This is a genomic window from Thalassospira sp. UBA4513 (assembly GCF_002388495.1).
Lineage (GTDB): Bacteria > Pseudomonadota > Alphaproteobacteria > Rhodospirillales > Thalassospiraceae > Thalassospira > Thalassospira tepidiphila.
Genome location: NZ_DGMR01000038.1, coordinates 255,400 through 282,229, shown reverse-complemented (window position 1 = coordinate 282,229; position 26,830 = coordinate 255,400). Strand labels below are relative to the sequence as shown.

Sequence of the window (26,830 nt, the reverse complement as noted above, 5' to 3'; positions counted from 1 at the left end):
GGATGTTTTGTTCGGATCGTCAGGCGGACTTCTTGCGGGCCATCATGAACAGGCGATTGAACGGAAACAGGGTACGTCCGTCATCGCGTGACGGATAGACCTGATTAAGCCGTTCCTTGTATTTCGCAGTGAATTTTGCGCGCGCTTCATCATCGGGCAGGGCATCCATGACCGGTCGCAAGATGGTCGAACTCGTCCAGTTATAGACCGCGTCTGGCCCGGTCAGCACATGGCAATACTGCGTTTGCCAAAGGTCGACTTCGTCACATGCAGGGGTCAACACATCGAAATAATCACCCGGGCGCATGATGCGGGCCGCATGCATCGCGGTTGCCACTTCCTTGCGCCAGTCCATCCCCGCTTCGCCGATCAACTGGTGGCTGGGTGCCAGGAAATTGTTGGGCACCTGAATGGCGATAATGCCGCCGGGGCGAAGATGTTCAAGAAGGCGCGGAAACAGCTTTGAGTGATCGGGCACCCAGTGCAGGGCCGCATTGGAAAACAGCAGATCAATTGGCGCGTCCGGTTGCCAGTCGGCGATGTCGGCCTTTTGCCAGGTGATGTTTTCATCCCGCTTGCGCGCGGTCTCAAGCATCTCGTCAGACGAATCAACACCTGTGATACGTGGTCCGTCAGGATCGCTTGAACCATATGCATCGGCAAGTATGGCTGTTACCGAACCCGGACCACAGCCCAGGTCGACAATATGACGGGGTGAAAACCCGCTTGCCGGTTTGGGCAAACGCGAAATCAGATCGATGGCCGGTCGCAGGCGTTCATTGCCAAATAAACCGTAACGGGCGGGATCCCAGTGTGTATTGCTCATGGGGAAAGTCTTATCGCGTTTCGGATGTCATTTGAAGCATCGAGGAGAGGTGCAGACAAAAACAAGCGCCCCAGACCAGAGGTTGGGGCGCAGAAATCCGATGATACATCAAAAGCAGCGATCAGTGATCGGACGCTTCAAGCTGGTCATAATGGCCCTTGATCAGATGGAACATGAACAGCACGGCACCAATGAACATCGCAAGTCCGACGAAGTAGGAATAACCGTCCTGCGAACCTGACGCGTAAAACAGGCCGAAAAGACCGACCACGATGGTCAGAACACCAAAGATCAACCGATCCATACCCATGTTGGAACTCCTCTAAGCCGAATGTTTGTTATTCAAATTTATCGAAAACTGTACTGCGATCAAACCGCAAACATCATCTTATGCCTGACCCTTTTCCCGAATTCTTTGCGGTATGTCATGAAACTCGGCGGCAATTTGTAAATAAACCGGCCTTTTGAAAGGCACGATAAGGTCCGGCAGGGTCGCCAGATCGTTCCAGCGCCAGCTGTCAAATTCTGGATCCGGGACATCAATATTGATGTGTTTGTCCTTGCCGGTAAAGCGCATGGCGAACCATTTCTGTTTCTGGCCGCGATACTTGCCCTTGAAGGCCTTGCCAATCAGGTGTTCGGGCAGGTCATAGGTCAGCCAGTTCGGTGTTTCAGAAATGATTTCAGCCTTGTCGGTGCCGATTTCTTCCTTGAGTTCGCGCATGGCGGCTTCAATCGGCGTTTCGCCGTCATCAATACCGCCTTGCGGCAGTTGCCAGGCGCCTTCAAACCCGAAACGGTTGCCCATCCAGACCAATCCGTCTGCGTTAAACAGGGCAATACCGACGCATGGCCGATACGGAAGATCATCTGCCGTGACTTTGTCTGCGTTCGGGGTGTCGGACTTCTTTGCCATGACTGCTCCTGACTGACTGGGCCGGAGTACCGGCATCTGTCATTAGTTCTCGATTGTGTTGGCGGGTTCGTCGGGCTCCGCCGGATCGGCAGGCTCCGAAAGCGCTTCTTCCTGCTCGGCCTGTTCTGCCATGACCTCACGTTCGCGTTGTTCGGCTTCAAGGCGGGCGGCCTCTGCCTCGTCGGCAGATTGCGGCGTGACCTGCTGGCCTGATACGGCACTAACCGGGACCAGAACAACGCCCTGACGTTTCAGGCGGAAGGCCCAGTTGCGCAGTCGCTGGATCGTCACCGGATAGGATTGCGCAATCCCGACGGCAACGCCATTGCGTTTGGCGATCTCGACCAGTTCGGCCAATCGCCTGTCGATGTGGCGGCGGCTTGGCGTGTCATCGATGATGACATTGCTGATCGCATTCGGTGTTCCGTCGTTTGCCGCAAGTTGCGCGCCATAGCTGGCGACACCGCTTCCGGTGCCTTCGACATACATAAGGCCAGTACGCGAAATGAATTCGATCACCGGGCGAATGGCGCTATCGAGGCTACCAAATTTCGATCCCTGACGACTGACCAGGCCAGCATAGCCCGGGAAACGTGCCAGCAACCATTCCAGACGGACAAGGTTTTCACCCTCTGACAGGGATGTCAAAAGTGCGCGCGGTCCGGGGTCTGACAGTGGGAAGTCCGCCGGTTCCATCGGAAGTTCAAGGAAGACCTCGTGGCCCATGGCGCGTGCTTCGCGGGCAACCGTTTGCAGATCGCGGGCATAGGGCGAAATCGCAAGTGAAATGTTCAGCGGCAGATCATTGATGGCCGCGTCGGTACGCTCTTCGTTCAGGCCAACACCGGTCAGCATGACGGCGACAACCGGGGTGCCTTCGGGCAGTTCGAACGGGCGTTTGTAGGCTTCAAACGGTGTGGTGCCATCATCGCCGATGCGCGGGATGCGGCCAAAACTGCCTTCCTCGTCAAGACCGGGCAATGGGGCCGGGCGCAAGGGATCGGGTTCGATCGGTTCGTCAAACGATCCTTCTTCCTCGATCAGGGCGGCGAGTTCTTCTGGTGTCGGGGCGCCATCACCGGTGCCATCGGTTGCCCCCGGCGTTCCGATGAGATCGGAAACGCCATCAAGGTTGCCGGCGATGTCTTCGGCCGACTGGCCTTGGCCATTTGCGCCATTGGCAGCCTCCATCGCGGCGCGATCGCGATCCTGAATGTCCTTAACGCCGCGCGCGATTTCTTCTTGCAGTTCGCGTTCGGTGCCCGGAACCGTGATCGTGGCTTCCGGCCCGCCAGCATGAAACAGCCGCCAGCCGGTTTCCGGATCAAGCACCGGGATCATCGCGACCGCTGTTGCGCAAAACGGCGACAGGAACAGGGTTATGATCAGCAGTTTCGAAAGCCAGCTGCGCCGTGATTTCGGCCGCTTTGGCATTCGTTTGAACTGTACTTCGATCGGCAGTTCATTAAAGGGCAGGTCATCGAGATTGACGTTGTCTTCATCGTCGTCGGCGTCAGTCATCCCGTCGCCAAGGTCGTCGGCCAAATCACTGGCCATGTCCTCGTCGATGTCACCGTTCTTTTTCTTTCGGAACGGCAAGGAATTTAGGATTTTCCTGAACACGCGCAATTAGTCTCTCACGATGCCGGGTCCAACCTTACCCATTCGGACGCGGGCCAAACAGCGAAATACCCCGGATCATGTCAAGCGCACGCGACAGCTGATAATCATCAATCGCCAGCTGTTCGGCCTCGTCACGGCGGGAATTTGCATCCTGTTCCGCATCTGTGATGCCTTCGTCCTCGTTGCGAAGGGCGCCACTAAGCGATGCTTCGGAGCGACGGGTATCCGCCTCGATGCTTTCGACACGTGCCTGCGGAACAATGATGTCCGGTACAATGCCGACTTCCTGAATGGACTTGCCCGATGGCGTGTAATAGCGCGCCGTGGTCAGACGAAGTGCCACGTTTCCGGGCATCGGCAGGATGGTCTGGACCGATCCCTTGCCAAAGCTGCGCGTGCCCATAATGACCGCACGGCGGTGATCCTGAAGCGCGCCTGCAACAATTTCGGATGCCGAGGCAGAACCATCATTGATCAGAACCACAATCGGCAAACCTTCGCTCAGGTCACCGCTGCGTGCGTTGTACCGTTCGGTGTTTTCGGTATCACGCGGACGGGTCGATACGATTTCACCCTTATCAAGGAAGGCATCGGAAACCGAGATCGCCTGATCAAGCAAACCGCCCGGGTTGTTGCGCAGGTCAATCACCAGCCCCTTGATTTCAGGGCCGATTTCTTCGCGCATGTCGGCAATGGCGCGCTGCAGGCCGCTGGCGGTCTGTTCGTTGAATTTGGTGATACGGATATAGCCGATATCGTCTTTCGGTTCGGCGCGGACCGACTGGATCTTGATCACAGCACGAGTCAGGGTGACATCAAATGGTGCCTGTTCACCCTTGCGGATGATGGTCAGGACGATGTCGGTATTGACCTTGCCACGCATCATCTCGACCGCGTCATTCAGCGTCATGCCGCGAATGGCGGTGCCATCGATATGCGTAATGAAGTCGCCCGGCTGAAGGCCAGCCTTTTCGGCAGGCGTGTCATAGATCGGGGCGATGACTTTGACAAAGCCGTCTTCCATTGTGACTTCGATGCCAAGGCCACCGAATTCGCCGCGGGTATCGACCTGCATTTCCTCGAAATTATCCATATTCAGATATGAGGAATGCGGATCAAGCGATGTCAGCATGCCGTTGATGGCCGCTTCGATCAGTTTTTTGTCATCGACGTCTTCGACATATTTGCTTTTGACCTGTTCGAACACATCGCCAAACAGGTTGAGCAGCCGATAGGTCTCAGCCGAGGAGGTTGAAGATTGCGCCAAAACTGGCGACGCAAGGCCGATAGTCATGCCGGTCGCGAGTGCGAGTACTGCCAATCGTGAGGTTTTCATCCACTTACCTTGCCGTTTTTCGAGGCCAGCCATGGAAGCGGATTGATTGCTTCCCCGTTCTGGCGCATCTCCAGATATAGTTTTGGCGAAGTTTCACCCATAATACCAACAGGTTCGCCCGCCAATAGATATTGTCCTACCACACTGTCCAGCCGATCAAAACCGGCGATAAGGCTATGGTATCCTTCGCCGTGTTCGATAATCAAGAGGCGGCCATACCCGCGGAAGGGGCCAGCAAAGACAACTTTGCCGTCAAAAGGTGAGACAACCTGCGCATTTGCGCGTGTGCTGATCTCAATTCCCTTGGATCTGTTTACGGTCAAACCATCCGGACCGCGTGATTTTTCACCAAAAAGTGTAACCACTTTACCACTGGCGGGCATGCGGAGGTTGCCCTGTGCCAGTGTGATCGAACTGCCAACAGCGAATTCTTCATCACTGGTGTCGTTGCCACCGGTCTTGCCCGCATCAGATTTGCTTTCGGGCGGCGGTGGCGGCGTGTTTTTGGCAATTGTTGTCGCGCCAAGCGTGTCTGCATCCGGTTCGGTACGTGTCGCAACACGAACTTCCGGACGCGCGCGCGGGCGTGGCAGCCCTTCGGCACGATTTTCCAGATTGCGCAAAAGCTCGCCCAGCGATTTGGCTTCATCGGCAAGCACACTTACCGCCTTGGCGGCTTCTTCAGCTTCGGCCTCTGTCTGGGCGCGCAGGCGGCGCTTTTCATCGAGAAGGGCGGCAAGGGATGCGCGTTCTTGCTGCAATTCCTGGGTGGCAGCGGCCAATTCGCTGCGACGATTACGAATATCTTCGCGCAGCGTAGCAATCTCGCCCAGTTCTTTGCGCAGATCGCGGGCGTGCTGTTCGACACCTGGCAGGGCGGCCTTAAGCAATACCGCGGAACGCAACGTATCCTGCGGCGATGTCGGAAGGGCAATGACCGCTTCGGGCGGGGTGGTCGACAGGCGCTGCAGGGCCATCAGGATGCGGGCATATTGCCCGGCCTTGTCTTCAAGGCTGGTGGCCGCGACCTTTTCACGTGCTTGAAGCGTTTCGAGCTGATCTTCCAGTTCGGTCAGCGTGGTTTCAAGACGCTGGGTGCGTCTGGCGACAGATATCGCCTCGGACTGAAGGGCTTGTTCCTCGGTCCAGAGTTCCCGTGATTTGCGTGACAGGAACTCTTCCTGTTTTTGCTGTTCGGAAAGCTGGTTTTCAAGTTGATCAAGTTGCTGATCAACCTTTTGCAGCGATTGGGCAAAAGAAGGCGCAGCCCCGCCTGCAGCAAAAACCGCAAAAGCGATCAGCGCAGGCAGGGCGATCTCATAAGCTAACTTAGCTCGCAAGAAGCGCATCATTCTGTTTCAGGCCCTTAAGCAAGGGTTTACCGGTCATTTCGGCCGGTTGCGGCACGCCAAGCAATTGCAGCAAGGTCGGTGCGACATCGGCCAAACGACCATCTTCCAATGTTACCCCTTCCGGACCGTTAACAAGGATGGTCGGAACGAGATTAAGTGTATGTGCCGTGTGCGGTTCACCGGTTTCCGGATCGACCATTACTTCGCAGTTGCCGTGATCGGCGGTCACAAAGGCAACGCCGCCGACCGACTTGATCGCGTCAATTACCTTGCCAAGGCAGGTGTCAACCGCCTCGGCGGCCTTCATTGCGGCTTCAAGAATGCCGCTATGGCCGACCATGTCGGGGTTGGCAAAGTTCAGGATGATGGTGTCGTATTTTTCCGACTTGATGGCAGCGACCAGTTTTTCGGTCACTTCCGGTGCCGACATTTCTGGCTGCAGGTCATAGGTCGCGACTTTGGGGGAGGCGACCAGAATGCGGTCCTCGCCCTCGAATACCTGTTCTTCGCCGCCGTTAAAGAAGAACGAAACGTGCGGGTATTTTTCGGTCTCGGCGATGCGAAGCTGCTTCATACCTGCCTTGGAAACCACTTCGCCAAAGATATTCGGCAGGGTCTGCGGCGGATAGATCGCATCCATATATTTCGCATGTTCGGACGAATATTCGACCATCCCGGCCTGAACGGCGAACTTGACCGGCGTGCCGCGATCAAAGCCATCGAATTCCGGTGCGCAAAGGGCTGCCAGGATTTCACGTGCGCGGTCCGCCCGGAAATTGGTCATCAGAAGGCCGTCGCCATCCTTTATGCCGTCATAATCGCCAATCACGGTCGGCAGAACAAATTCATCGGTGGTGCCGGCTTCATAGGCGTTGGCAATCGCGGCCTCCGCACTTTCTGCGCTGCGACCATCGGCGTAATTTTTGCCCTGAACCATGGTGAAATAGGCCTGGCTTACACGTTCCCAGCGATTGTCGCGGTCCATGGCGTAATAACGGCCGGTGACTGTGGCGATTTCAACATTGGCATCGCCGATCAGGGCGCGGAATTTCTCAAGGAACTTGGCGGCACTTTTCGGTGCGGTATCACGGCCATCAAGATAGGCGTGAATTTTCACCTGCACACCGGCGCCCGCAATGATCTTGGCCAGGGCCGCCATGTGGGCCTGATGGGAATGCACCCCGCCTTCGGACAGAAGGCCCGCGATATGGCAAACGCCCTTGGAATCGGAAAGTTTGGCGATGATCTTTTTGACGGTGTCGGTATCGGCGATGGTGCCGGTTTTGACGGCCTCGTCAATTTTGGGCAGTTCCTGCATGACCACACGGCCAGCACCCAGGTTCATGTGACCGACTTCCGAGTTGCCCATCTGACCTTCGGGCAGGCCAACATCCAGACCGCAGGCCTTGAGGAACCCGGTCGGATTGTTGGCGTAAAGGTCATCCCAGACAGGCGTGTTGGCAAGGGCGACAGCGTTGTCCTTGCTTTCTTCGCGATAACCCCAGCCGTCTAGAATGCACAGCACCACAGGGCGCGGGCGCTTTACGGAATTCGATACAGTCACGTTCATAAACCCCACAGATAAAGGAAAAGGCTGAATGTCCCGTAAATATGGTGACTTACGGGGTGTTTCGCCATCAATCCCGCCATGCGGACAGGGTGGGTCAGTCTTCGCACACGACAGGTACATCAATTACCCTGGCAATTTAGCACGATTACCGTTGCTTAACAGCATCTGCCGCAGAAAATTTTGCAGATGCAAACCAGTTCTTTTGACAGTGTCTAAAGACGCAGATAGTGTTCAATCTGACGGTGAACCTCTGAGGTGGCAGAAATGTTATCTCGCACCGTGACGGGAGAGTTCGGATATCACGCGATTTGCATGATGTGCGGCGCCGAAGGAGCAATGCCTCATAAACACTCTCAGGCAGATGGACCGTCACGGAAGAGGCTCTGGAGAGAGAAACCAAAAAGCGCCTGGGAGAAAGCGCTGGTCAGGTTTCCACCGAAGGATGAACGCCCCAAGCCGATCTTGATCGGGCAGGGCGGATAATCTCAGGTCAAGGGACAGAGGGGGCAAAAACACCGGTTCGTAAACAGCGCGAAAACAAGCGCGTTATTGAGCCGTGAAGGAGGCCCTTGATGACAAATCCCGCGACCGATCCATCTTCGGGATCGCAAAAGAAATCCCAACATGACGTCAACCTGTCGGTTGTTGACCTTTACACGATCGGCATCGGTCCTTCGAGTTCGCATACGGTTGGCCCGATGCGCGCGGGATATCGTTTCTGCCTTGAGCTTGAGGCGCGCAACCTTTTGCAAAAGACCGGCAGTGTCGTGGTTGATCTTTATGGATCGCTTGCCCTGACCGGCAAGGGGCACGCAACCGATACCGCGGTGATCATGGGCCTGAATGGCAAGCGCCCGCGCAATATCGATCCTGATGATATCGTGCCGACTGTGAAGGCGATTGATGAAACCAGCCAGTTGCAGCTTTACGGGCAGTATCCGGTTGCGTTTAATCGCGATACCAATCTGGTGTTTCATTTCACCGAAACCTTGCCGCAGCATCCCAATGGCATGCGCATTACCGCCTTTGACCATGATGGCGTGAAAATCCATACCCAGGAATATTTTTCGGTCGGGGGTGGCTTTATCGTTTCCAGTGACGATCACGGTGCGGAATATTCCGGCGATAACATCACCTTGCCATTTCCGTTCTCGTCCGCCGATGAACTGATGGAAATCTGCAAACGCGAAGGCCGCTCTATCGCGGAAATCATGATGGAGAACGAACAAAGCTGGCGCAGCGCCGATGAAACCATCGCCTTTGTTGATCGCGTTCATGACGCGATGATGAACTGCATTGACCGTGGCATCCGAACTGACGGTATCTTGCCCGGTGGCCTGAATGTCAAACGCCGGGCATCGAACCTTTACAAGGAGCTGACCGAAAAGCCCGAAGCAGGCCTGCGTGATCCGTTAACGGTGATTGACTGGGTCAATCTTTATGCCCTTGCCGTGAACGAGGAAAACGCCGCAGGCGGGCGAGTTGTGACCGCACCGACCAACGGGGCGGCCGGCGTTATTCCCGCCGTTCTGCGCTATTACGAAAAGTTCGGTGCCAACGCCAATCAGCACAAAATTCGTGAATTCCTTCTGACCGCGGCGGCCATCGGATCGATCTATAAAAAGCGCGCCTCGATCTCGGCGGCCGAAGTTGGCTGTCAGGGCGAGGTCGGGGTTGCCTGTTCGATGGCGGCTGGCGCGCTGTGTGCGGTGCTGGGCGGAACGCCCGAACAGGTTGAAAACGCCGCCGAGATCGGGATGGAACATAACCTTGGCCTGACCTGCGATCCGATTGGCGGTCTGGTGCAGGTTCCCTGCATCGAACGTAACACCATGGGTGCGGTCAAGGCGATCAATGCGGCACGTCTGGCACTGCGCGGTGACGGACAGCATACCGTGTCGCTGGATAAGGTGATCGAGACCATGCGCCAGACGGGACTCGACATGCAAAGCAAGTACAAGGAAACCAGTCAGGGCGGTCTTGCGGTCAATGTCAACGTGGTCGAGTGTTGATCCCAACTCTTAAGAATAGGGCAGAAAACCGGGCTTTTTGGCATTTGAAATGTAAATTAGACGGTTTTCTGCTTTTGTTTCTTGCGACTTGCGGTTGGTGTTTTGCTATGATTTGCCGACTAAAAATAGGGGCAAAGACCCCAATATCGGTTGGACATAGATATGAGCAAAAAACTGTTCCGCATTTACATCGCGGTCAGTCTGGATGGCTTCATTGCGCGTGCCAATGGTGCGGTGGACTGGTTGGGGGAATATGACCCGGCCGAGTTCGGCTTTGATGACTTTCTGGACTCCGTCGGTACGCTGATCATCGGGCGAAACACCTTTGATCAGGTGATGGAATTTGGCGACTGGCCCTATGAGGCCCGCCGCACAATCGTTCTGACTTCACGCGAACTGCCCAAAGATAGGCCTGCCAACACAGAGGCCTATGGCGGCAGTATCATCGAACTGGTCGATCAATTGCGCGACCGGCGGTCGGCGGATGGCGACATCTGGGTCGTCGGCGGGGGCAGCGTGGTCACACAGTTCCTGTTTGGCGGTTTCGCCGATCAGCTTGATATCTTTACCATCCCGGAAGTGCTGGGTTCCGGTATTTCATTGTTCGGGCGTGACGCCGGGGGGATCAAACCCCGTCTTCTGGCGTCCGAACGGTACAATTCCGGCGTCGTGCGCAGCCAGTACGGTTTGGCGTAAGCCCGAAAACAAACAAGCCCGCATCTGGTGAACCGGATGCGGGCTTTGTGTTCCTGTGCCGTTTTTGGCGCAGGATGAAGGCTTAAATCTCTTCAAGTGCCTCAAGCGATTCTGGCAGGATTTGACCGCCATCGACCACGATTTGCTGGCCGGTGATATAGGCCGCTTCATCGGATGCAAAGAACAGGGCGGCGTTGGCGATATCCTCGACACTGCCCAGACGTTTCAGCGGGATCGAGTTCGCCATCGAGCACAGATAATCCTCGCCAAGATCGGCCAGGCCCTCTGTCATGATATTGCCGGGCATGACGGCATTGATCGTCGTGTTATAGCGCGACAATTCCATGGCGGCCGTCTTGATAAAGCCAAGCTGTCCGGCCTTTGACGCACCATAGTGCGACCATCCCGGATAGCCGGTGACAGGCCCGGTGATCGAGGACGTGATCACCACGCGCCCCTTGCCGCTTTTCTCGAAATAGGGAATGCAGGCCTTCACGCACAGGAAGCTGCTTTTAAGGTTGGTCGACATGACCTGATCCCAGTCATCCGCCGTCATATCGACCATCTTGACCTGTGGAAATATGCCGGCATTGGCGCACAGGATGTCAATCCCGCCAAAGGTTTTGGCCGTGTAGTCGGCAAGCGCGCTTACCTGATCGAAATCCGAGACATCACACAGGAACATGTCGGCGGTGCCCCCGGCGGCCTTGATTTCATCCACCGTCGCGGCCGCGTCCTTTTCGGTGCGGGCGGCGATCATGACCTTTGCGCCCTTGCTGGCAAATACCTTGGCGATACCCTTGCCAATGCCCTTTGAGCCACCGGTGACGATGACGCTTTTGCCGGAAATCGAAGTCAGCATGGTCGATCCTTTCGTGAAGTCATTGGGCAATGCGCCAGCTTTGCGGTGTGCTGCGGATTGCCGGTTCCCTGATTGTGCGCTGAGTTATGTTTTCTTGATGATTGGTCGAAATATTCCGTGATGCAACAAAAAATGTTGCAAGTTACACATTTTGTGCCGCATTATTCACAAAATGGTACTGAGACGGTCCTGAAACGGCGCACAACATCCGCTTCGAGGCGGTCACGAAACAACGACAGGAGGCATCAATTGGGCGGCATTTACGATGACAAGATGATTGATGTCCTGAAAGAGGGTGCCATATCGGTCCTGCCCGGTTGGGGTATGGGGCCGGATGCCGATGTGTCGCTTCTGACCGTTTCGGAAAATGCGACCTTTTTGGCAACCGATCCAAATAGCGGTGCAAAACTGATCCTGCGCGTTCATCGGCCGGGCTATCACACGCGTGCGGAAATCGAATCTGAACTCGCCTGGATCAATGCGCTTCGGGCCAGTGACATTGTCGACACACCCAAGCCACGCATGCGCAGCGACGGGTCACTGGTTGCCGAGTTTGATCAGGGCGGGGTCAGTCGCCATGTGGTCGCGTTTGATTTTATGCGTGGTGCCGAACCCTCCGCTGATGAGGCACTGGTTGATGGATTTTTCAAGTTGGGCGCGATCAGTGCGCGCCTGCATGGTCATGCGCGGCAATGGACCCGATCGGTTAATTTTGTGCGCAAAAGCTGGACGTTCGATACCACCCTTGGCGCCAATCCGCATTGGGGGGATTGGCGGGACGCACAGGGCCTTGATGACGATGGTCTGGCGTTGCTTGAACGTCTATGCAGCCATCTTGATCAGAAGCTTGCGTCCTTCGGGATGGGCAATGATCGCTATGGTCTGATCCACGCCGATTTGCGTCTGGCAAACCTTCTGGTCGATGGCGACCGGCTGGGTGTGATTGATTTCGATGACTGCGGTTTTGGCTGGTTTGGCTATGACTTTGCAGCCGCGATCAGCTTTATCGAGCTTGATCCGATAGTCCCGGCATTGAAAGAAGCCTGGGTCGAGGGATACCGGACCGTTGCGCCGTTTTCAGCCAGTGACGCGGCGATGCTTGATAGCTTTGTAATGCTGCGTCGCCTGCTTTTGACTGCCTGGATTGCCAGCCATCCGGAAACACCGACCGCGCAGGAAATGGGCACAGGCTTTACCGCCGGGACCCTGCAAATGGCGCAGGATTATCTGACAGCCGAGAATGCGAAATGAAGCCTGTGCGCCCCATCCTTGATATGAACGCCTATGATGGCAAAACGTCTTTCGCGCAGACCAAAGAGGGTGACGACCTTTTGTCGCGCCGCACCCGGAACTTTGGCGCGGCATCGGTTCTGTTTTACCGCGATCCAATTGAAATGGTGTCGGGATCAGGCTGCTGGATGACAGCAGCGGATGGCACCAGCTATCTGGATTTCTATAACAATGTGCCCTCGGTCGGGCATTGCCATCCGCGTGTGGTCGCGGCTATGGCGGATCAGGCCGCCAAGCTTAATATCAACAGTCGTTATCTGCATCAGACGACCGAGGAATATCTCGATCGTCTGAAGGCGACATTTCCGAATTACCTTGAAAATATCGTCCTGACCTGTAGCGGCAGCGAGGCCAATGACCTTGCTCTGCGCATTGCACAGCGTGCGACGGGTGCCAGTGGTTTTATCGTGACTGAGTCCGCCTATCACGGCAACACGGCGGCGGTGACGGACATTTCGCCATCGGCGTTGAAACGTGGCCAATTGCCTGATCACGTGATTGCCATTCCGGCCCCCAGCAAGCTTACATACGGCGATGATATTGCCGCTGGTTTTGCCGATGAGGTCAATAAGGCCGCACTTGTTTTGCAGGATCGCGGATACGGGGTGGCGGCCCTGATCGCCGATAGCATTTTTTCCAGTGACGGTGTGTTTTCCAACCCGCGCGGTTTCTTGCGTCTGGCTGTCGCGATTGTGCATCGGGCGGGCGGGCTGTTTATTGCCGATGAAGTGCAGCCGGGTTTTGGCAGAACCGGCGATGCCTTCTGGGGCTTTGCCCGACACGATGTCGAACCCGATATCGTCAGCATGGGTAAACCGATGGGCAATGGTTTCCCGATGGCGGGCATTGCGGTGCGGCCGGAATTGCTCAGCGCATTTTGCGACGATGTCGGATATTTCAACACCTTTGCCGCAAGCCCGGTGGCCTCGGCGACGGGGCTGGCCGTTTTGAATGTCATCCGCGATGAAAACCTTCAAGCCAATGCAGCACTTTGTGGCAAATCATTGCGCGAAGGGTTGCTGCATCTGGCGGATATTGATGGCCGCATCAGCGATGTGCGCGGGGCTGGGTTATTTATTGGTGTTGATCTGTCACCCGATGGTGATCCGACCAATCCCAGCGGGCAACTGGTCGGTGACATCATCAATGCCATGCGCGAGAACCGGGTTCTGATCGGTGCGGCCGGGAAATACGGCCAGACATTAAAAATTCGCCCGCCGCTTTGCCTGAAATCGTCCGAGGTTGATTTCTTTATCGAGGCGCTGGCGAAGTCGCTTCGCGCCTGTCGATAAGCGCCCGAACCGGCTATTGAGGGATCAGTTGCGCGTCGCGGCCTTGATCGTGCAGCCACCGGCACGGATGGTTTCATCAAGAACCCCCATCGGGCTTTCATCAGTGACCAGAACATCGACCGACGTCCAGTCGCAATAGCGTGCCGGGAAGGCCTGATTGAACTTGGTGTGATCGGCAACGATCATGCTGCGTGTGGCGCGTTCCATCATGACGGAATAAACATCAGCCGCCTCGATCAGCGCATCGCTGGCCCCGTCACCGTCAAGGCCACTGGCACCCAATATGGCCCATTCCACCCGATAGTTTTCAAGAAAACGCACGGTCTGCGCGCCATGCATCGCACCTTCCTGTGCGTGATAAAGCCCCGGCGCCATGATCACCCGGATTGTCGGGTTGATGGCAAGCACGGTGGCAACGCCAAACGAATGGGTGATGACGGTGAGGTCCGTCATGGTCACCGCCAGTCGTTTGGCGACATGAACCGTCGTGGCCCCGGATCCGATCATGATATGGCGCGCACCGGCCAGAACCGGGACGGATTGTTTGGCGATGCTTTCGCGTTCGGCAATGTGAAGCTGATGGCGTTCATTCAGGCCCGGTTCGCTGGCCTGACGGCGGACAGCACCGCCATAGGTACGGTTAATCAGCCCTTGCGACGTCAGTTCGTCAAAGTCACGTCGAATGGTTTCATTCGAGACATTCAAACGTTCGGCCAGATCCGCGATCCGCAATGACGGTTCGAGGTCCAGTTCGCCAAGAATGCGTTGTTGTCGAAGGGATTTCTTATTTGCTGCCATGACGCGATGATAGTGCCCGGACCATCATCGCGCCAGCCGTTTTAAGCAATCCATCAATCGGAATTCAGCCCGTATTTACGGCAGTGGGCGTGGTAGCTGCTGACAAGTTCATCGGCCCCGATCAGATTGCCGGCTTCGTCCTTGTAGGTCAGATGATGTTCAATCGGCTGACCCTGCCAAAGCTTTTCAATCTCGGCCCGTTTCGGCGTCTTGCGGAAATCGGCAATGAAGTCGTTGATCGCACAAAGCAACGGATAGGACGCCGGATCGGCTGCGACCGCCGCGACATAGAAGAACGGGTGCGGCAGGATCGGCTTGGGCAGGACTTCCAGACGACCATGCCAAGGGCTTTGCGGGTTTTTCGACGCCCAATAAAACACAGGATGGTCGCCTGCAAAGGCATCAATCGCCCCGTCGGCAACCGCATCATGCACGCGCGAAATATCGCCATAGGCGATCATGTTCGAAAGCTTGGCAATACCACCGGGTTTGTTTTCATTATCCGCCCAGCGAAGGCCGACATCTTCAAGCACGGCAAGGGCGGCGGGGTCATTAACCGTGCCCAGTACCTTGCCCTCAAGATCGGCAATGGTGTTGATGGATGTGTTGTCCGTGCGGCGGATCAGCGAAAAGTTCAGATAGGTGTAGGTATCTGAAAACGCGACACCCTTGTAAAAATCGCTGGGCGGCAGGGCGCACCAGACAACATCGGCGGGCGGTTGCCCGGCCTTTTTGCCGACAAACAGAAGTTCGGTCAAAAGATCCCACGGATGTTCAATGAACTCGCACTCAACGCCGATGGATTTGGCAAAGGCCTCGGCATAATCGATATCAATACCATGAAGCGGCCCGCCTTTTTGCGGGCGGAACGAGGCCCCGACCAGTGCCGGGTCAATGGCGATGCGGATTTTGCCGCGCGCCTTGATGTCGGCAAGACGGTCATAGGCCGGATCTTCGGGAATGTAACTGGCGGCCAGAAACTGCGAAAGCTTGGTCGATACGTTTGCTGTATCGGTGGTGCAGTTTGAAAGTTTGGCGATTTCGCCCGATGCCCAGCTTACTTTGCTGCGTGTGCGGGCCGATGAGTCTTTGCTGGCATCGAGCAGTTCAAACACGACCTGGTTGTGGCCGCTGATATGTTCAAGGCGTCCGGACATCTGGGCAAAGCGATCCTTAAGCCCACCCAGCGCCTCTTCGATTTCACCGCCCAGGCTGTCAAGGTCATTGCCGATATTGCCCATGCTTTCGCGCAAGGATTTAGTGACATCGGACAGATCAATCAGATCTACGGCCTCGTTGGTGCGCTGCATGGTGCTTTGCGCCAGATTACCAACTTCCTTGGCCACCACGGCAAAGCCGCGGCCATGGTCACCGGCGCGGGCGGCCTCGATCGTGGCGTTAAGGGCGAGCAACTTGATCCCCTTGCCGATATCTTCAATCGCACTCAGAACCTTTGCCGCACCTTCGGCCTTGGTTTCCAGATCCTGACTGATCTTTTCAAGATCGCCACGAATGGCATCGGTTTTCGACGAGACCGTTGCACGCGTGCTTTCCTGTACGTCGTTGGCGGTATGGGTGCTTTCTTCGATTTCGCGGCGTGTCTGTTCAAGGCCGGTGCGCAGATTGTTGGATCGCACATCGATCTCGCGCATCAGGCTGTCTTGGGTTTCGCCCGCCGTATTGGCGAATTTCAAAAGGTTTTCAATGTAATCAAGGGCCGTGGAAATACCGCGCATCAGCCCGTCAAGTTGGTCGGCTTGTGGTGGTGGGGTATCCGCCTGCATGGGCTGAGTGTCTGGTGATTGTTGCGGCTCGTCCTGATCGACCAGGTCCGCACGCGGCGCCAAGATGGTTTCTTCCATTTTTCAAAGCCTCACCACTGCCACTGAATTTTGTGAATTTTTATTTCTTATAAGGAAACTCTATCGTCGGGTGGAAAATGTTGCAAGGCAGCATATTATGAAAGTTGATAACAGCTGTTGTGATGCCTTGAAGTTGCAATGCTTTTCAAAAGCCACAGGACGTTTGGTGCCCGCACACCAGAACTTTTTGTTGCGTTGCATTGCCTAGTGCTCGGCAATGCCGAACTTGCGGCAATGAGCGTGATATAGGGTTGCCAATTCATCGGCCCCGATCAGGTTTCCGGCCTCGTCCTTGTAGGTCAGGTGATGTTCAAGCGCCTGGCCCTGCCAAAGTTTTTCGATCTCGGCGCGCGCAGACGTGCCACGGAATTCGGCAATGAATTCGTTGATCGCACACAGCAACTTCCAGGATGCCGGTTCGGCGGCCACGGCGGCAGTATAGTAATAAGGCAGCGGCAGGATATTACCCGGCAGGACTTCAATGCGGCCATGCCATGGGCTTTCCGGGTTATTTGCGGCCCAGTGGAAGATCGGCTGATCAACCGCAAAGGCATCAACGGCCCCGTCGGCCAAGGCATCATGCAGGCGTGTCTGGTCGCTATAGGCAATCAGGTTGGAAAGCTTGGCGATGCCGCCCGGCTTGCTTTCATTATCTGCCCAGCGTAGCCCCTGTTCTTCAAGAACCTGAAACGCCACCGGATCGTTGATGATGCCCAACACCTTGCCATCAAGATCAGAAAGGCGATTGGTCGCCGTATTTCCGGCCCGCCGACAAAGCGCGAAGTTGAGATACGTGTAGGTATCAGAATAAGCGACACCCTTGTAAAAGTCGCTGGGGGGCAGGGCGCTCCAGACCACATCGGCGGTCGGTGCGCCGGGCTTTGCGCCCACAAAAAGAAGCTCTGTCAGAAGATCCCAGGGATGTTCAACAAATTCACATTCAACGCCCAGCCACTTGGCAAGTGCCCTTGCGTAATCGGCATCAAGGCCACGCAGCGGATCATTTGGCTTCAGGCGGAATGACAGCCCGACAAAGGCCGGTTCAATGGCAATGCGGATTTTGCCGCGCGCCTTGATATCGGCCAGTCGGTCATATGTCGGATCATCATGCAGGTGATGGGACTTCAAAAACTGTGCAAGGTTGTCTTGCGCCAGTGCCGCATCCGAAAGGCTTGTGCTCAGCGCCTTGGTGTCATTATGGGCCCAGGTGACCTTGCCGCGTGTGCGGGCCGATGCATCCTTGCTGCCCGCCAGCAATTCAAACACCACCTGATTGTGCTCGGAAATATCAGATAGCCGTTCTGACATGTTGGCAAAGCGTTCCTGAAGGGTGGTAAGCGACCCTTCGATTTCATTGCCAAGGCTATCAAGGTCATTACCGATACTGGCCATGCTTTCGCGAAGCGCCTTGGTGACATCCGAAAGATCGATCAGATCGACCGCCTCGTGGGTGCGTTGCATGGTGCTTTGCGCCAGATTGCCGACTTCCTTGGCAACAACGGCAAATCCACGGCCATGATCACCGGCACGCGCGGCCTCAATCGCGGCGTTAAGGGCCAAAAGCTTGATTCCCTTGCCGATATCCTCAATCGCGCTCAGCACCTTGTTCGCACCTTCGGCCTTGGTCTCAAGCTCCGCGCTGATGCGTTCAAGGTCGGTTCGGATGGCGTCGGTTTTTGCCGCCACCGTGGCGCGGGTGGCTTCCTGAACGTCATGGGCAACAGAGGTGCTGTTTTCGATCTCGCGCCCGGTGTCATCCAGACCGGCACGCAGATTGTTTGATCGCACGTCAATTTCGCGCATCAGGCTGTCCTGGGTTTCGCCCGCCGTATTGGCAAATTCCAGAAGATGCTGAATGTAATCCAGTGCGGTGGAGATGCCGCGCATCAGGTCTTCGATGCCAGCATTGGTTTGGGCGACCTTGCGTGCAGTTTCGCCGTCCTGCGTAGCCAAAACGGTTTGTTCCATATTCAACGCCTTACCATTGCCCAAGAGTCATTCTTTGATTTTGGGAATATTTTTTTCTTGTGGGGAATGTTAGCGGCGCTGTTTGTATGTTGCAAGGCAGCATGGGCTAGAACGAGAAAATATCTTTATTTTCTCGGGCGTAAGTTGAGCTACGGTATAGGGTGCCTTGCACTGCAGGTAGGGTCTGTCCCTATCTTTATGCCGCGATGCGGCATTATTCGCGGTGATAGGGATGGTTGGTCTGAATGGCGTGGGCGCGAAACAGCTGTTCGGCGATCAGGGCGCGGACCAGCATATGGGGCCACGTGGCCTTGCCCAGCGACCAAAGCGTATTGGCCCGTGATTTCAGGGCTGCGCCATGCCCGTCCGCCCCGCCAATGGCAAAGGCGATATTGCCGGCATATTGATCCATCCAGCCTTCAAGCTTTTGCGAAAACTCGATCGATCCATATTCCTTGCCGCGCTCATCCAGCGCGATCAGGAAGGCATTTTCCGGAATGACGCCAAGCAGGAGATCCGCTTCGCGGTCTTTAAGCTGATTGGGCGGGAGTTTCTTTTTTTCTTCGACTTCGCGCAGCACAAAGGGCCAGCGCAGTCGGGCAGCGTAATGGTCAAAAAGATCTTTCTCGGGGCCGGCTTTCATCCGTCCCACCGCAGCAAGGGTGATTTGCATGTCGTCGATCCAGACCGTTACGCAAGATATCTGTTTGGCGCCGTTACCCGCCTTGGGCAGACGCCAAACAGCGCAGGCTGTTAGTACAGCCGCGCTGCCTGCTGTTTCAGAGCCGGGTTTTCAACGCCCCACATCTCTTCGATGTTGTAGAAGGCGCGAACTTCCGGACGGAAAAGATGAACGATGACATCGCCCGTATCGACCAGAACCCAGTCACCCTGTTCCTTGCCTTCGGCCAATGCACGGCCCTGACCGGCATCCTTGATGGCTTCGACAAGGTGTTCGGCCATGGATGCGACCCGGCGCGATGACGAGCCGGTTGCGATGATCATGTGATCGGCAAGGGAGGTCTTATCGGTCAGATCAATGGTAACAAGGTCTTCGGCCTTGTCATCTTCGAGCGTTCTCTGGATCAGCGAAAGCATTTCGCCGGAGGTCAGAGTCTGTTTTGCGGTACCTATGGTCGCCACCTTAATGTTTCGCGCGAAGGCCGGACTTTACCGGCCAAATACATCGCTGCGATGCTTACACCTGCCATCTGCCTTCGGCGCGAATTGCGGTCGAAGAGGCCGGATGGCGCTTGATTGGCAGGTATACCCAGGCCGGAACATCCAGATCGGCCAGCAAACCCGCCCTGTCCATGGGAATGCGCCAGCGTTCCATACGGCGCGCGGCGGTCCCGGACAATGCCTTGTTAGAATACCCTTCACGGTCGAGAACCGCAATGGGAGCACGTAAAATCAACCTTTCCCACCATTTCCATTTATGGAACTGGGCCAGGTTGTCTGCTCCCATCAGCCAAACGAACTTTGTTCGGGTAAAACGGCGTTGCAAGGCTGCAAGAGTGTCGGCCGTATAGCGGGTTCCAAGCTCGGTTTCAATTGCAGAAACGACAATGCGGGGATGCTTTGCCATCATCAGTGCCGAATCAAAGCGGTCGGCAAGGTCGGCCATGCCGGTCGATGACTTAAGCGGGTTTTGCGGCGACACCAGCCACCAGACCGCATCAAGATGTAGGCGTTTCAACGCTTCGAGCGATATATGAAGGTGACCTTCATGGGCGGGATTGAACGACCCGCCCAACAGGCCGACCCGTGGTGGGGCCGCATGTGATCTGGGGGCAGATGACGTCATGGACGGGTCTGACCGTTACCACGAACAATGTATTTATAGCTGGTCAGCTGTTCGACTCCGACCGGGCCACGTGCATGCAGCTTGCCGGTCGAAATGCCGATCTCGGCCCCCATGCCAAATTCGCCACCATCTGCAAACTGGGTCGATGCGTTAACGATGACGATCCCGGAATCTACCCCGTTCAGGAACGTGGCCGTTGCGGTGGCGTTTTCGGCAACAATCGCATCGGTATGGTGCGATCCGAACGTGTTGATGTGATCAACCGCCTCTTGCACACCCGACACAACCTTGATCGACACAATCGCATCAAGATATTCGGTGACCCAATCGTCGGCGGTGGCCGGTTTGATGCGACCATCAATCGCCTGTGCGGTTTCATCCCCGCGAAGTTCGCAGCCCTTGGCAACCAGTGCCTCGGAAATGCGGGGCAACAAACGGCCTGCGACCGAACTGTCGATCAGGATGGTTTCCGTCGCGCCACAAATCCCGACGCGGCGCATCTTGGCATTGACGACAATGTCGACCGCCTTTTGCGGATCGGCACTGGCATGGACATAGGTGTGGCAAAGCCCTTCCAGATGCTTGAACAGCGGAATGCGGCTCTCATCCGTGATGCGCGAAATCAGCGACTTACCCCCGCGCGGGACGATGACATCGATGTAATCCGACAGTTTCAACATCTCGCCAACTGCGGCGCGATCCGTCACGGGGATCATCTGAAGGGCATTTTCGGGAAGGCCCGCTTCCCGGATGCCAGCCACCATGCAGTCAAAAATCGCACGCGATGAGTGGAAGCTTTCAGACCCACCACGCAGGATGGCGGCATTACCCGATTTGATGCACATCGCACCGGCATCGGCCGTCACATTCGGGCGGCTTTCATATATGATGCCAATCACGCCAAGCGGGACGGACACGCGTGCGATATCAAGGCCGTTATGTTCCGGGCTCCAACGCGCCAGCTCACGACCGACGGGATCGGGCAGCTCGGCGACGGCCTCAATACCCTTGGCAATGCCTTCGATGCGATCAGAATCCAGTGCCAAACGGTCCAGCAAGGCCGACGTCAGGCCCTTGGCGCGACCGGCTTCCATGTCCTTTGCATTGGCGGCAAGGATGGTATCTGCGTTTTCGCGCAGTTTGGCGGCTGCGGCCTTAAGGGCGGCTTCCTTTGGCTCGGCCGGGACCTGTGCGAGTTCGAGTGCCGCCTTGCGGGCCTTGATTCCCATATCGCGCATCAGTGCTGCGATATCATGGCTTTCGATACTGGCAAGCGCCGTCATGGTCCTGGTTCCGTTCCTGTCATTCTGGCCAGTGCAAAACGCACTTGGCCAATTGTTCTGAGATTTTATCAACAAATTGGCAAGATAGACATCAAACCGGCTATCTGCAATGTCCTTGAATGGACAAAGCACGCTGAATGCTTGCCAAATAGTGCGTAGCGGTCCATCTGTTGATGACACAAAGAGATGACATGCCGTGCACATACCGCAATGCTGCCCGGTTGCTGATTGGGGATAAGGTTTTGAAAAATATGGGTTCCGATCAACCGACTGCGCGTGCAGAGTTCGGCGTCGTGAAGACGTTCCTGCCCTATTTATGGCCGCGCGGCGAGTTTGAGCTCAAGGTGCGTGTTGTTCTGGCTCTGCTGTTTCTGGTCGGGGCCAAGGTGGCAAACGTTTATATCCCGGTGCTGTACAAATACGCGGTCGATGCCCTTGGCGGTGGTGACAAGGCTGGTGATGCGGCGGCAAACGCCGCCCAGTCGGGATCAACAGATACCACAGCCCTGATTGTCGTGCCAGTGGCGCTGATTGTCGGTTATGGTCTTGTGCGGATTCTGGTTTCGGCCTTTGGCGAGATGCGTGATGCGGTCTTTGCCAAGGTGGCCCAGCGCGCCATTCGCAGATCTGCGCTGAGCGTTTTTGAACATTTGCATGGATTATCCCTTCGGTTCCATCTTGATCGTCAGATGGGCGGGCTTTCACGTGCGATTGAACGCGGGGTGAAGGGCATTGAATTTCTTTTGTCCTTCATGCTGTTCAACATCCTGCCGACCTTGCTTGAGATATTCATGGTCTCGATCATCCTGTGGGCGCTTTATGATGTCTGGTTTGCGCTGATCACCTTTACCACCATCGTGATCTATATCGTCTTCACGCTGGTGGTGACCGAATGGCGTATGAAGTTCCGTCGCGAAATGAACAAGCGCGATGACGAGGCCAATACCAAGGCCATCGACAGTCTAATCAACTACGAAACCGTCAAATATTTCAACAACGAAGCCCATGAATCAACCCGCTATGACAAGGCGCTGCGGGGCTATGAAGTTGCCGCTGTGCAGTCACAAGTCTCGCTTTCCAAGCTCAATGTCGGGCAGGGTGCGATCATTGCGGTCGGCCTTGTTCTGAACATGCTGCTGGCCGCCCAAGGGGTTAAGGACGGCACCATGACGGTCGGTGACTTCGTTCTGGTGAATACCTATTTGCTGCAGCTTTACATGCCGCTCAACTTCCTTGGTTTCGTCTATCGCCAGATCAAGCAGTCGCTGACCGATATGGAACGGATGTTCTCGCTTCTGGATGTCGAAAAGGAAGTTGAAGACAGGGCGGGTGCCAAAAGCCTTGCCTGTGATGCGGCAACCGTCCGGTTTGAAGATGTGCATTTCTCCTATAATCCGGATCGCAAGATCCTTAAGGGGGTCAGCTTTGAAGTGCCAGCTGGCAAAACCGTTGCCGTGGTCGGGCCAAGCGGGGCGGGCAAATCGACCCTGACGCGGTTGATGTTCCGGTTTTATGATGTGTCGGGTGGCAAGATCACGATTGATGGTCAGGATATCCGCGATGTAACGCAAAATTCGCTTCGTCGCGAAATTGGCATCGTGCCGCAGGATACTGTCCTGTTTAACGATACCATTGCCTATAACATTTCCTATGGCCGGCCAGGTTCGGAACAGGGCGAGATCGAAAATGTTGCCAAGCTTGCCAGCATCGACGGATTTATCGCAGGCCTTCCCGAAGGCTTCAAAACCATGGTTGGCGAACGTGGCCTGAAACTTTCGGGCGGTGAAAAGCAACGCGTGTCGATTGCGCGCATGTTGCTCAAACGTCCGAAAATCATGATCTTTGACGAAGCCACGTCCGCCCTTGATACCCGCACCGAAAAGGATATCCAGCAGGCGCTTCGTGAAGTGTCGCGCGGGCACACGACCCTGATTATTGCGCACCGACTGTCCACCGTGATTGACGCCGATGAAATCATCGTGCTGCGCGATGGACAGGTGGCCGAACGTGGCCGCCATCAGGAATTGCTGGATCGTGATGGCCTGTATGCCGAGATGTGGGCCCAGCAACAGGAAATCCGCCAGGCCGAGGAAATCCTCGCCCACGCGGGTGAAATTCCAGGCTGATTTTTCTGGGGGCAGATTTGAAGCTGTGGTTTCGGGCGGTTGCCTAAGGCAATGGCCCGAATACCGCGGTGCTATCAAGCAACCAAAGTGCCGTGCTGATGGTGATAAAGGACAGCGATGTGGCTGCCATCAGAGATGCCGCGCCCATTGCTTCGTGCCCGTAGCGCTGACAATAGATCGGGTAGACGCTAAACATCGGAGCACAGGCATAACCGACAGCAGCGATCTTCATCACCGGATCAAGATCGGGGACAAGTCCCAGCAAAAGGAAAATGATCAACGGGTGCAGCACAAGTTTGCCAAACACGATGCGTGCCATGTCGAAACGCAAACCGCGCAGTTTGAGCCCAACAAGCCCGCCACCGATGACAAACAGCGCCACTGGCCCTGACGCCGATGCCAGCATATCAATCACCGAAAAGATCGGACCGGGCAACGTGATCCCGGAAATCGAAATGCTCATTCCGATCACGATGGCGACAATGATTGGATTGCGTGCAAGCCGGGTAAAGGTCTTGCGCAGAATTTGCCAACGACTGGTGCCCTCTGCCTCGGCACTATCGCCCAGTATCAGGGTTAGTGGCGTGATCACCAGATTTTCGATGATAAAGCAAAGTGCCAGTGCAATACCCGCCGTCGGACCAAGCAGCTGCAGAACAATCGGATAGCCAATAAAGCCGCTGTTGGACATCGACATGCCCATGCCCTGTAGTGCTGCATTCTGTTGGCTTTTCTTGGCGATCAATCGGGCAAAGAAATAGCCCAGCGCAAACACGATCAAGGACCCGCTGCCATATGCCGCCAGATAGTTGGTGTCGAACACCTTATTGATGTCATGAGCAATCAACGTGCGGACCAAAAGGCATGGCAGGGCAAAGTTAATCACAAATGCCCCCATGCCGCGCGCGACCGTTTGCGCAACGATGTTGCGATAGACAGCGATATAGCCAATGGCGATGATCAGGAATATCGGCAATGTAACGGCAAGGATATCAAGCATCTGGGCCAGAGGCTTTCATTGTGGTAAGGCCTTCATCAGCTAGCCCCCTATTGGCCCAAGGTCAAGAAACAGAATGATTTCAAACATGAACCAAACGGTAATGGATTGGCCAGAAGGACTGGATGGCAATAGCTTTTCCGGGGTGGGGCGACTTGCAAATGCGTCTCCACGTGGGGCACGCGCGGCCGAAATTCTTGACCGTCACCGGCTAATTGATTGTTTGGCGGCGTATGAGCCCGAGGTTGTCGGGACCTTGCCGCTTGCGATTGATACGCCGGATTCTGACATTGATATCCTGTGCAACGCCCTTGATTTGACGGCGTTTTCTGAATTTTCAAATCGGGCGTTTGGTCATTTTGACGGTTATCGTCTTCACAAGCGTCCTGCAACCAGCCATGTCGCGGCAGCATTGGTTGTCAGATTTGATTGTGACGGGCTGCCTGTCGAAATCTTTGCCACCGATTGTCCGACACGCTCGCAATACGGTTTTGTCCATATGCTGGTTGAGGCGAGGATACTATTTGTGATGGGCGATGAATTTGCCCGTCAGGTCAGGACGCTGAAGCAAGCGGGAACCAAGACAGAACCGGCCTTTGCCAAGCTTCTGGGATTGTCAGGCGACCCGTATATTGAACTGGCTGAACTTGTCAGCCTTTCGCCTTCGCAGCTTTGCCAACGACTTGGTGTTGGTGGGAGCTAGGTGTCGTCGGTCACCGGATCACCAATGGACATTGTGCCACCCACGATCACGCGGCAGGTCACACCACCCCGCCAGTCTGGTCTCAAAGCTTCTTGCAGTCCCATGGCAACCGCATCCATTCGATTGCACGGGTCAGTTTCACCGGTAATTTCAAACACAACGTCACCGATTGAAAGTTTGCTGCCTTTGTTGCGTGGTAAGGCAATCCCGCGCACAAAAAGGTTGGCACGGCGTTCTGTCCAGTGAATGTCGTCTCGGCCGATTTCGTGGCATGCCGCCTGCCAGTCTTCTTCGGCCAGAATGGTGACCTGACGTCGGTGCAGTTTGCCGCGAAAATCCCCGTCGATACCAAGCTCGGTTGTGACTGAAACGCTTTCAAGGCTTTCCATCGCGGCGCGCGGGCGTGCCTTGCGCGCGATACCTACAAGTTCGGCTTTATCGACCATTCAGGTTTTCCATTGACCGGAAATCACCCAGCGACCTGCGAAGTTTTCCGGCACCAGAATGGTCTGGCGCGGCGTGCCACTTTCATCAAGATCAGGGTAATCGGTGGTGTAATGAAGCCCCCGGCTTTCACGCCGCCACAGGGCAGATTGAATGATCAGCTTGGCAACGACCGACAGGTTACGCAGTTCGAGAAGGTCATTGGTGACACGGAAATTGCCGTAATATTCATCGATTTCCGATAGCAGCAAATCAACACGGTGCTGAGCGCGTTGCATGCGCTTGGTGGTGCGGACAATGCCGACAAAGTCCCACATTACGTTGCGCAGCTGTTCCCAGTTATGGGCAACAATGACTTCTTCGTCCGAGTCCGTGATACCGGTTTCATCCCAGTCCGGGATGGGTTTGAAAAGGTCCTCGACCGGTAGGGCTTCGATAATGTCCTTTGCCGCGGCCTCGCCAAACACAAGGCATTCCAGAAGCGAGTTGGATGCCAGTCGGTTTGCGCCATGTAAACCGGTGCCGGCACATTCACCGATGGCATAAAGCCCGGTCAGATCGGTACGCCCGCGCAAATCGGTCAGAACCCCGCCGCAGGTATAATGGGCCGCCGGAACAACCGGGATCGGTTGCTGGGTCATGTCGATGCCGTAACTCAGGCAATTTTCATAAATGGTCGGGAAGTGTTCCTTGATGAAATCTGCCCCCTTGTGGGTGATATCAAGGTAAACACAATCTGCACCAAGACGTTTGAGTTCATGGTCAATCGCGCGGGCGACAATATCACGCGGGGCCAGTTCGCCACGTTCATCAAACCGGTCCATGAAGCGTGTGCCATCAGGCAGCAAAAGCTTGCCACCTTCACCACGTACGGCCTCGGAAATCAGGAAGGATTTGGCTTGCGGATGATACAGGCATGTCGGGTGGAACTGGCTGAATTCCATATTCATCACCCGGCAACCCGCACGCCATGCCATGGCGATACCATCGCCCGTTGACCCGTCCGGGTTGGAGGTGAACCGGTAAACCTTGCTTGCCCCGCCGGTGGCAAGGATCACGGTGCGCGC

24 protein-coding genes and 1 riboswitch are annotated in these 26,830 nt (G+C 55.8%); of the genes, 6 read left to right on the top strand and 18 right to left on the bottom strand.

Going from position 1 to position 26,830, the window contains the following annotated elements; all coding sequences use genetic code 11:
- Positions 1-19: 19 nt before the first annotated feature.
- From B2T33_RS16910 to gpmI, 7 genes are all read right to left on the bottom strand, one after another.
- Positions 20-826 (bottom strand): methyltransferase domain-containing protein, encoded by an 807-nt coding sequence (locus B2T33_RS16910; RefSeq protein WP_286792695.1) that lies wholly within the window; start codon positions 824-826, stop codon positions 20-22.
- A gap of 121 nt (positions 827-947) precedes the next feature.
- Entirely contained in the window at positions 948-1,136 is a 189-nt protein-coding gene (locus B2T33_RS16905; protein ID WP_008889835.1) for a hypothetical protein, read from the bottom strand.
- A 78-nt stretch (positions 1,137-1,214) separates the two neighbouring features.
- On the bottom strand, positions 1,215-1,742 hold the full coding sequence (locus tag B2T33_RS16900; RefSeq protein WP_008889836.1) for an RNA pyrophosphohydrolase: 528 nt from the start codon (positions 1,740-1,742) through the stop codon (positions 1,215-1,217).
- A gap of 42 nt (positions 1,743-1,784) precedes the next feature.
- Entirely contained in the window at positions 1,785-3,341 is a 1,557-nt protein-coding gene (locus B2T33_RS16895; protein WP_286792694.1) for a divergent polysaccharide deacetylase family protein, read from the bottom strand.
- 58 nt (positions 3,342-3,399) lie between these two features.
- Complete coding sequence (locus tag B2T33_RS16890) at positions 3,400-4,701, bottom strand: S41 family peptidase (protein WP_064781166.1); 1,302 nt, start codon at positions 4,699-4,701, stop codon at positions 3,400-3,402.
- Entirely contained in the window at positions 4,698-6,050 is a 1,353-nt protein-coding gene (locus tag B2T33_RS16885; protein ID WP_286792706.1) for a murein hydrolase activator EnvC family protein, read from the bottom strand. Before B2T33_RS16885 ends, B2T33_RS16890 begins: the two co-directional genes overlap by 4 nt.
- Complete coding sequence (gene gpmI / locus B2T33_RS16880; RefSeq protein WP_286792693.1) at positions 6,031-7,623, bottom strand: 2,3-bisphosphoglycerate-independent phosphoglycerate mutase; 1,593 nt, start codon at positions 7,621-7,623, stop codon at positions 6,031-6,033. The genes B2T33_RS16885 and gpmI overlap by 20 nt, the downstream gene beginning before the upstream one ends.
- Positions 7,624-7,896: 273 nt before the next feature.
- A riboswitch (glycine riboswitch) is annotated at positions 7,897-8,002 on the top strand.
- A gap of 193 nt (positions 8,003-8,195) precedes the next feature.
- Between gpmI and B2T33_RS16875 the strand changes: the two genes are divergently transcribed.
- Both B2T33_RS16875 and B2T33_RS16870 read left to right on the top strand, forming a co-directional pair.
- On the top strand, positions 8,196-9,635 hold the full coding sequence (locus tag B2T33_RS16875; protein ID WP_286792692.1) for an L-serine ammonia-lyase: 1,440 nt from the start codon (positions 8,196-8,198) through the stop codon (positions 9,633-9,635).
- Positions 9,636-9,797: 162 nt separating this feature from the next.
- Positions 9,798-10,331: a dihydrofolate reductase family protein gene (locus B2T33_RS16870; protein WP_063089168.1), complete on the top strand. Its 534-nt coding sequence runs from the start codon at positions 9,798-9,800 to the stop codon at positions 10,329-10,331.
- 82 nt (positions 10,332-10,413) lie between these two features.
- Here the strand turns inward: B2T33_RS16870 and fabG are convergent, their stop codons facing one another.
- Complete coding sequence (gene fabG, locus B2T33_RS16865) at positions 10,414-11,193, bottom strand: 3-oxoacyl-ACP reductase FabG (RefSeq protein ID WP_286792691.1); 780 nt, start codon at positions 11,191-11,193, stop codon at positions 10,414-10,416.
- A gap of 249 nt (positions 11,194-11,442) precedes the next feature.
- Here fabG and B2T33_RS16860 point away from each other — a divergent pair, with 249 nt between their 5' ends.
- Together B2T33_RS16860 and B2T33_RS16855 are read left to right on the top strand one after the other, a co-directional pair.
- Positions 11,443-12,444 carry a phosphotransferase enzyme family protein gene (locus B2T33_RS16860; protein ID WP_286792690.1) on the top strand — a complete coding sequence of 334 codons (1,002 nt, stop codon included), beginning with the start codon at positions 11,443-11,445 and terminating at the stop codon, positions 12,442-12,444.
- On the top strand, positions 12,441-13,775 hold the full coding sequence (locus B2T33_RS16855) for an aspartate aminotransferase family protein (RefSeq protein WP_286792689.1): 1,335 nt from the start codon (positions 12,441-12,443) through the stop codon (positions 13,773-13,775). The genes B2T33_RS16860 and B2T33_RS16855 overlap by 4 nt, the downstream gene beginning before the upstream one ends.
- A gap of 24 nt (positions 13,776-13,799) precedes the next feature.
- On the opposite strand, the gene B2T33_RS16850 is transcribed toward B2T33_RS16855, so the two are convergent.
- The 7 genes from B2T33_RS16850 to B2T33_RS16820 form a co-directional block, all read right to left on the bottom strand.
- Positions 13,800-14,573, bottom strand: a complete 774-nt coding sequence (locus B2T33_RS16850; protein ID WP_286792688.1) for a DeoR/GlpR family DNA-binding transcription regulator — start codon at positions 14,571-14,573, stop codon at positions 13,800-13,802.
- 53 nt (positions 14,574-14,626) lie between these two features.
- The gene (locus B2T33_RS16845) at positions 14,627-16,435 is read right to left on the bottom strand and encodes a methyl-accepting chemotaxis protein (protein ID WP_286792687.1); all 1,809 of its coding nucleotides are present in this window, start codon (positions 16,433-16,435) and stop codon (positions 14,627-14,629) included.
- 204 nt (positions 16,436-16,639) lie between these two features.
- The gene (locus B2T33_RS16840) at positions 16,640-18,403 is read right to left on the bottom strand and encodes a methyl-accepting chemotaxis protein (protein WP_286792686.1); all 1,764 of its coding nucleotides are present in this window, start codon (positions 18,401-18,403) and stop codon (positions 16,640-16,642) included.
- A gap of 214 nt (positions 18,404-18,617) precedes the next feature.
- The gene (gene rlmH, locus B2T33_RS16835) at positions 18,618-19,076 is read right to left on the bottom strand and encodes a 23S rRNA (pseudouridine(1915)-N(3))-methyltransferase RlmH (protein WP_120225710.1); all 459 of its coding nucleotides are present in this window, start codon (positions 19,074-19,076) and stop codon (positions 18,618-18,620) included.
- 80 nt (positions 19,077-19,156) lie between these two features.
- On the bottom strand, positions 19,157-19,546 hold the full coding sequence (gene rsfS, locus B2T33_RS16830; protein ID WP_051007601.1) for a ribosome silencing factor: 390 nt from the start codon (positions 19,544-19,546) through the stop codon (positions 19,157-19,159).
- A 55-nt stretch (positions 19,547-19,601) separates the two neighbouring features.
- Entirely contained in the window at positions 19,602-20,210 is a 609-nt protein-coding gene (locus B2T33_RS16825; RefSeq protein ID WP_286792685.1) for a nicotinate-nucleotide adenylyltransferase, read from the bottom strand.
- The gene (locus B2T33_RS16820; RefSeq protein ID WP_286792684.1) at positions 20,207-21,493 is read right to left on the bottom strand and encodes a glutamate-5-semialdehyde dehydrogenase; all 1,287 of its coding nucleotides are present in this window, start codon (positions 21,491-21,493) and stop codon (positions 20,207-20,209) included. Before B2T33_RS16820 ends, B2T33_RS16825 begins: the two co-directional genes overlap by 4 nt.
- A gap of 251 nt (positions 21,494-21,744) precedes the next feature.
- Here B2T33_RS16820 and B2T33_RS16815 point away from each other — a divergent pair, with 251 nt between their 5' ends.
- Positions 21,745-23,619 (top strand): ABCB family ABC transporter ATP-binding protein/permease, encoded by a 1,875-nt coding sequence (locus B2T33_RS16815; RefSeq protein WP_286792705.1) that lies wholly within the window; start codon positions 21,745-21,747, stop codon positions 23,617-23,619.
- A gap of 43 nt (positions 23,620-23,662) precedes the next feature.
- Here B2T33_RS16815 and B2T33_RS16810 read toward each other — a convergent pair whose 3' ends face one another.
- Positions 23,663-24,619: an AEC family transporter gene (locus B2T33_RS16810; protein ID WP_286792683.1), complete on the bottom strand. Its 957-nt coding sequence runs from the start codon at positions 24,617-24,619 to the stop codon at positions 23,663-23,665.
- An 85-nt stretch (positions 24,620-24,704) separates the two neighbouring features.
- Between B2T33_RS16810 and B2T33_RS16805 the strand changes: the two genes are divergently transcribed.
- Complete coding sequence (locus B2T33_RS16805; RefSeq protein ID WP_286792682.1) at positions 24,705-25,319, top strand: DUF4269 domain-containing protein; 615 nt, start codon at positions 24,705-24,707, stop codon at positions 25,317-25,319.
- Here the strand turns inward: B2T33_RS16805 and B2T33_RS16800 are convergent.
- A complete protein-coding gene (locus B2T33_RS16800) occupies positions 25,316-25,765 on the bottom strand; it encodes an MOSC domain-containing protein (protein ID WP_286792680.1) in 450 nt (149 codons plus the stop codon). The genes B2T33_RS16805 and B2T33_RS16800 overlap by 4 nt on opposite strands.
- The coding region (gene nadB, locus B2T33_RS16795; protein ID WP_286792679.1) for an L-aspartate oxidase at positions 25,766-26,830 on the bottom strand (1,065 nt) is incomplete at its 5' end.

What these genes read in the sequence shown, in the direction of transcription:
- B2T33_RS16910 (WP_286792695.1), bottom strand. Translation starts at nt 826, where the DNA reads ATGAGCAATACACACTGGGATCCCGCCCGTTACGGTTTATTTGGCAAT.
- B2T33_RS16905 (WP_008889835.1), bottom strand. Translation starts at nt 1,136, where the DNA reads ATGGGTATGGATCGGTTGATCTTTGGTGTTCTGACCATCGTGGTCGGT.
- B2T33_RS16900 (WP_008889836.1), bottom strand. Translation starts at nt 1,742, where the DNA reads ATGGCAAAGAAGTCCGACACCCCGAACGCAGACAAAGTCACGGCAGAT.
- B2T33_RS16890 (WP_064781166.1), bottom strand. Translation starts at nt 4,701, where the DNA reads ATGAAAACCTCACGATTGGCAGTACTCGCACTCGCGACCGGCATGACT.
- B2T33_RS16885 (WP_286792706.1), bottom strand. Translation starts at nt 6,050, where the DNA reads ATGCGCTTCTTGCGAGCTAAGTTAGCTTATGAGATCGCCCTGCCTGCG.
- gpmI (WP_286792693.1), bottom strand. Translation starts at nt 7,623, where the DNA reads ATGAACGTGACTGTATCGAATTCCGTAAAGCGCCCGCGCCCTGTGGTG.
- B2T33_RS16875 (WP_286792692.1), top strand. Translation starts at nt 8,196, where the DNA reads ATGACAAATCCCGCGACCGATCCATCTTCGGGATCGCAAAAGAAATCC.
- B2T33_RS16870 (WP_063089168.1), top strand. Translation starts at nt 9,798, where the DNA reads ATGAGCAAAAAACTGTTCCGCATTTACATCGCGGTCAGTCTGGATGGC.
- fabG (WP_286792691.1), bottom strand. Translation starts at nt 11,193, where the DNA reads ATGCTGACTTCGATTTCCGGCAAAAGCGTCATCGTCACCGGTGGCTCA.
- B2T33_RS16855 (WP_286792689.1), top strand. Translation starts at nt 12,441, where the DNA reads ATGAAGCCTGTGCGCCCCATCCTTGATATGAACGCCTATGATGGCAAA.
- B2T33_RS16850 (WP_286792688.1), bottom strand. Translation starts at nt 14,573, where the DNA reads ATGGCAGCAAATAAGAAATCCCTTCGACAACAACGCATTCTTGGCGAA.
- B2T33_RS16845 (WP_286792687.1), bottom strand. Translation starts at nt 16,435, where the DNA reads ATGGAAGAAACCATCTTGGCGCCGCGTGCGGACCTGGTCGATCAGGAC.
- B2T33_RS16840 (WP_286792686.1), bottom strand. Translation starts at nt 18,403, where the DNA reads ATGGAACAAACCGTTTTGGCTACGCAGGACGGCGAAACTGCACGCAAG.
- rlmH (WP_120225710.1), bottom strand. Translation starts at nt 19,076, where the DNA reads ATGCAAATCACCCTTGCTGCGGTGGGACGGATGAAAGCCGGCCCCGAG.
- B2T33_RS16825 (WP_286792685.1), bottom strand. Translation starts at nt 20,210, where the DNA reads ATGACGTCATCTGCCCCCAGATCACATGCGGCCCCACCACGGGTCGGC.
- B2T33_RS16820 (WP_286792684.1), bottom strand. Translation starts at nt 21,493, where the DNA reads ATGACGGCGCTTGCCAGTATCGAAAGCCATGATATCGCAGCACTGATG.
- B2T33_RS16815 (WP_286792705.1), top strand. Translation starts at nt 21,745, where the DNA reads ATGGGTTCCGATCAACCGACTGCGCGTGCAGAGTTCGGCGTCGTGAAG.
- B2T33_RS16810 (WP_286792683.1), bottom strand. Translation starts at nt 24,619, where the DNA reads ATGCTTGATATCCTTGCCGTTACATTGCCGATATTCCTGATCATCGCC.
- B2T33_RS16805 (WP_286792682.1), top strand. Translation starts at nt 24,705, where the DNA reads ATGAACCAAACGGTAATGGATTGGCCAGAAGGACTGGATGGCAATAGC.
- B2T33_RS16800 (WP_286792680.1), bottom strand. Translation starts at nt 25,765, where the DNA reads ATGGTCGATAAAGCCGAACTTGTAGGTATCGCGCGCAAGGCACGCCCG.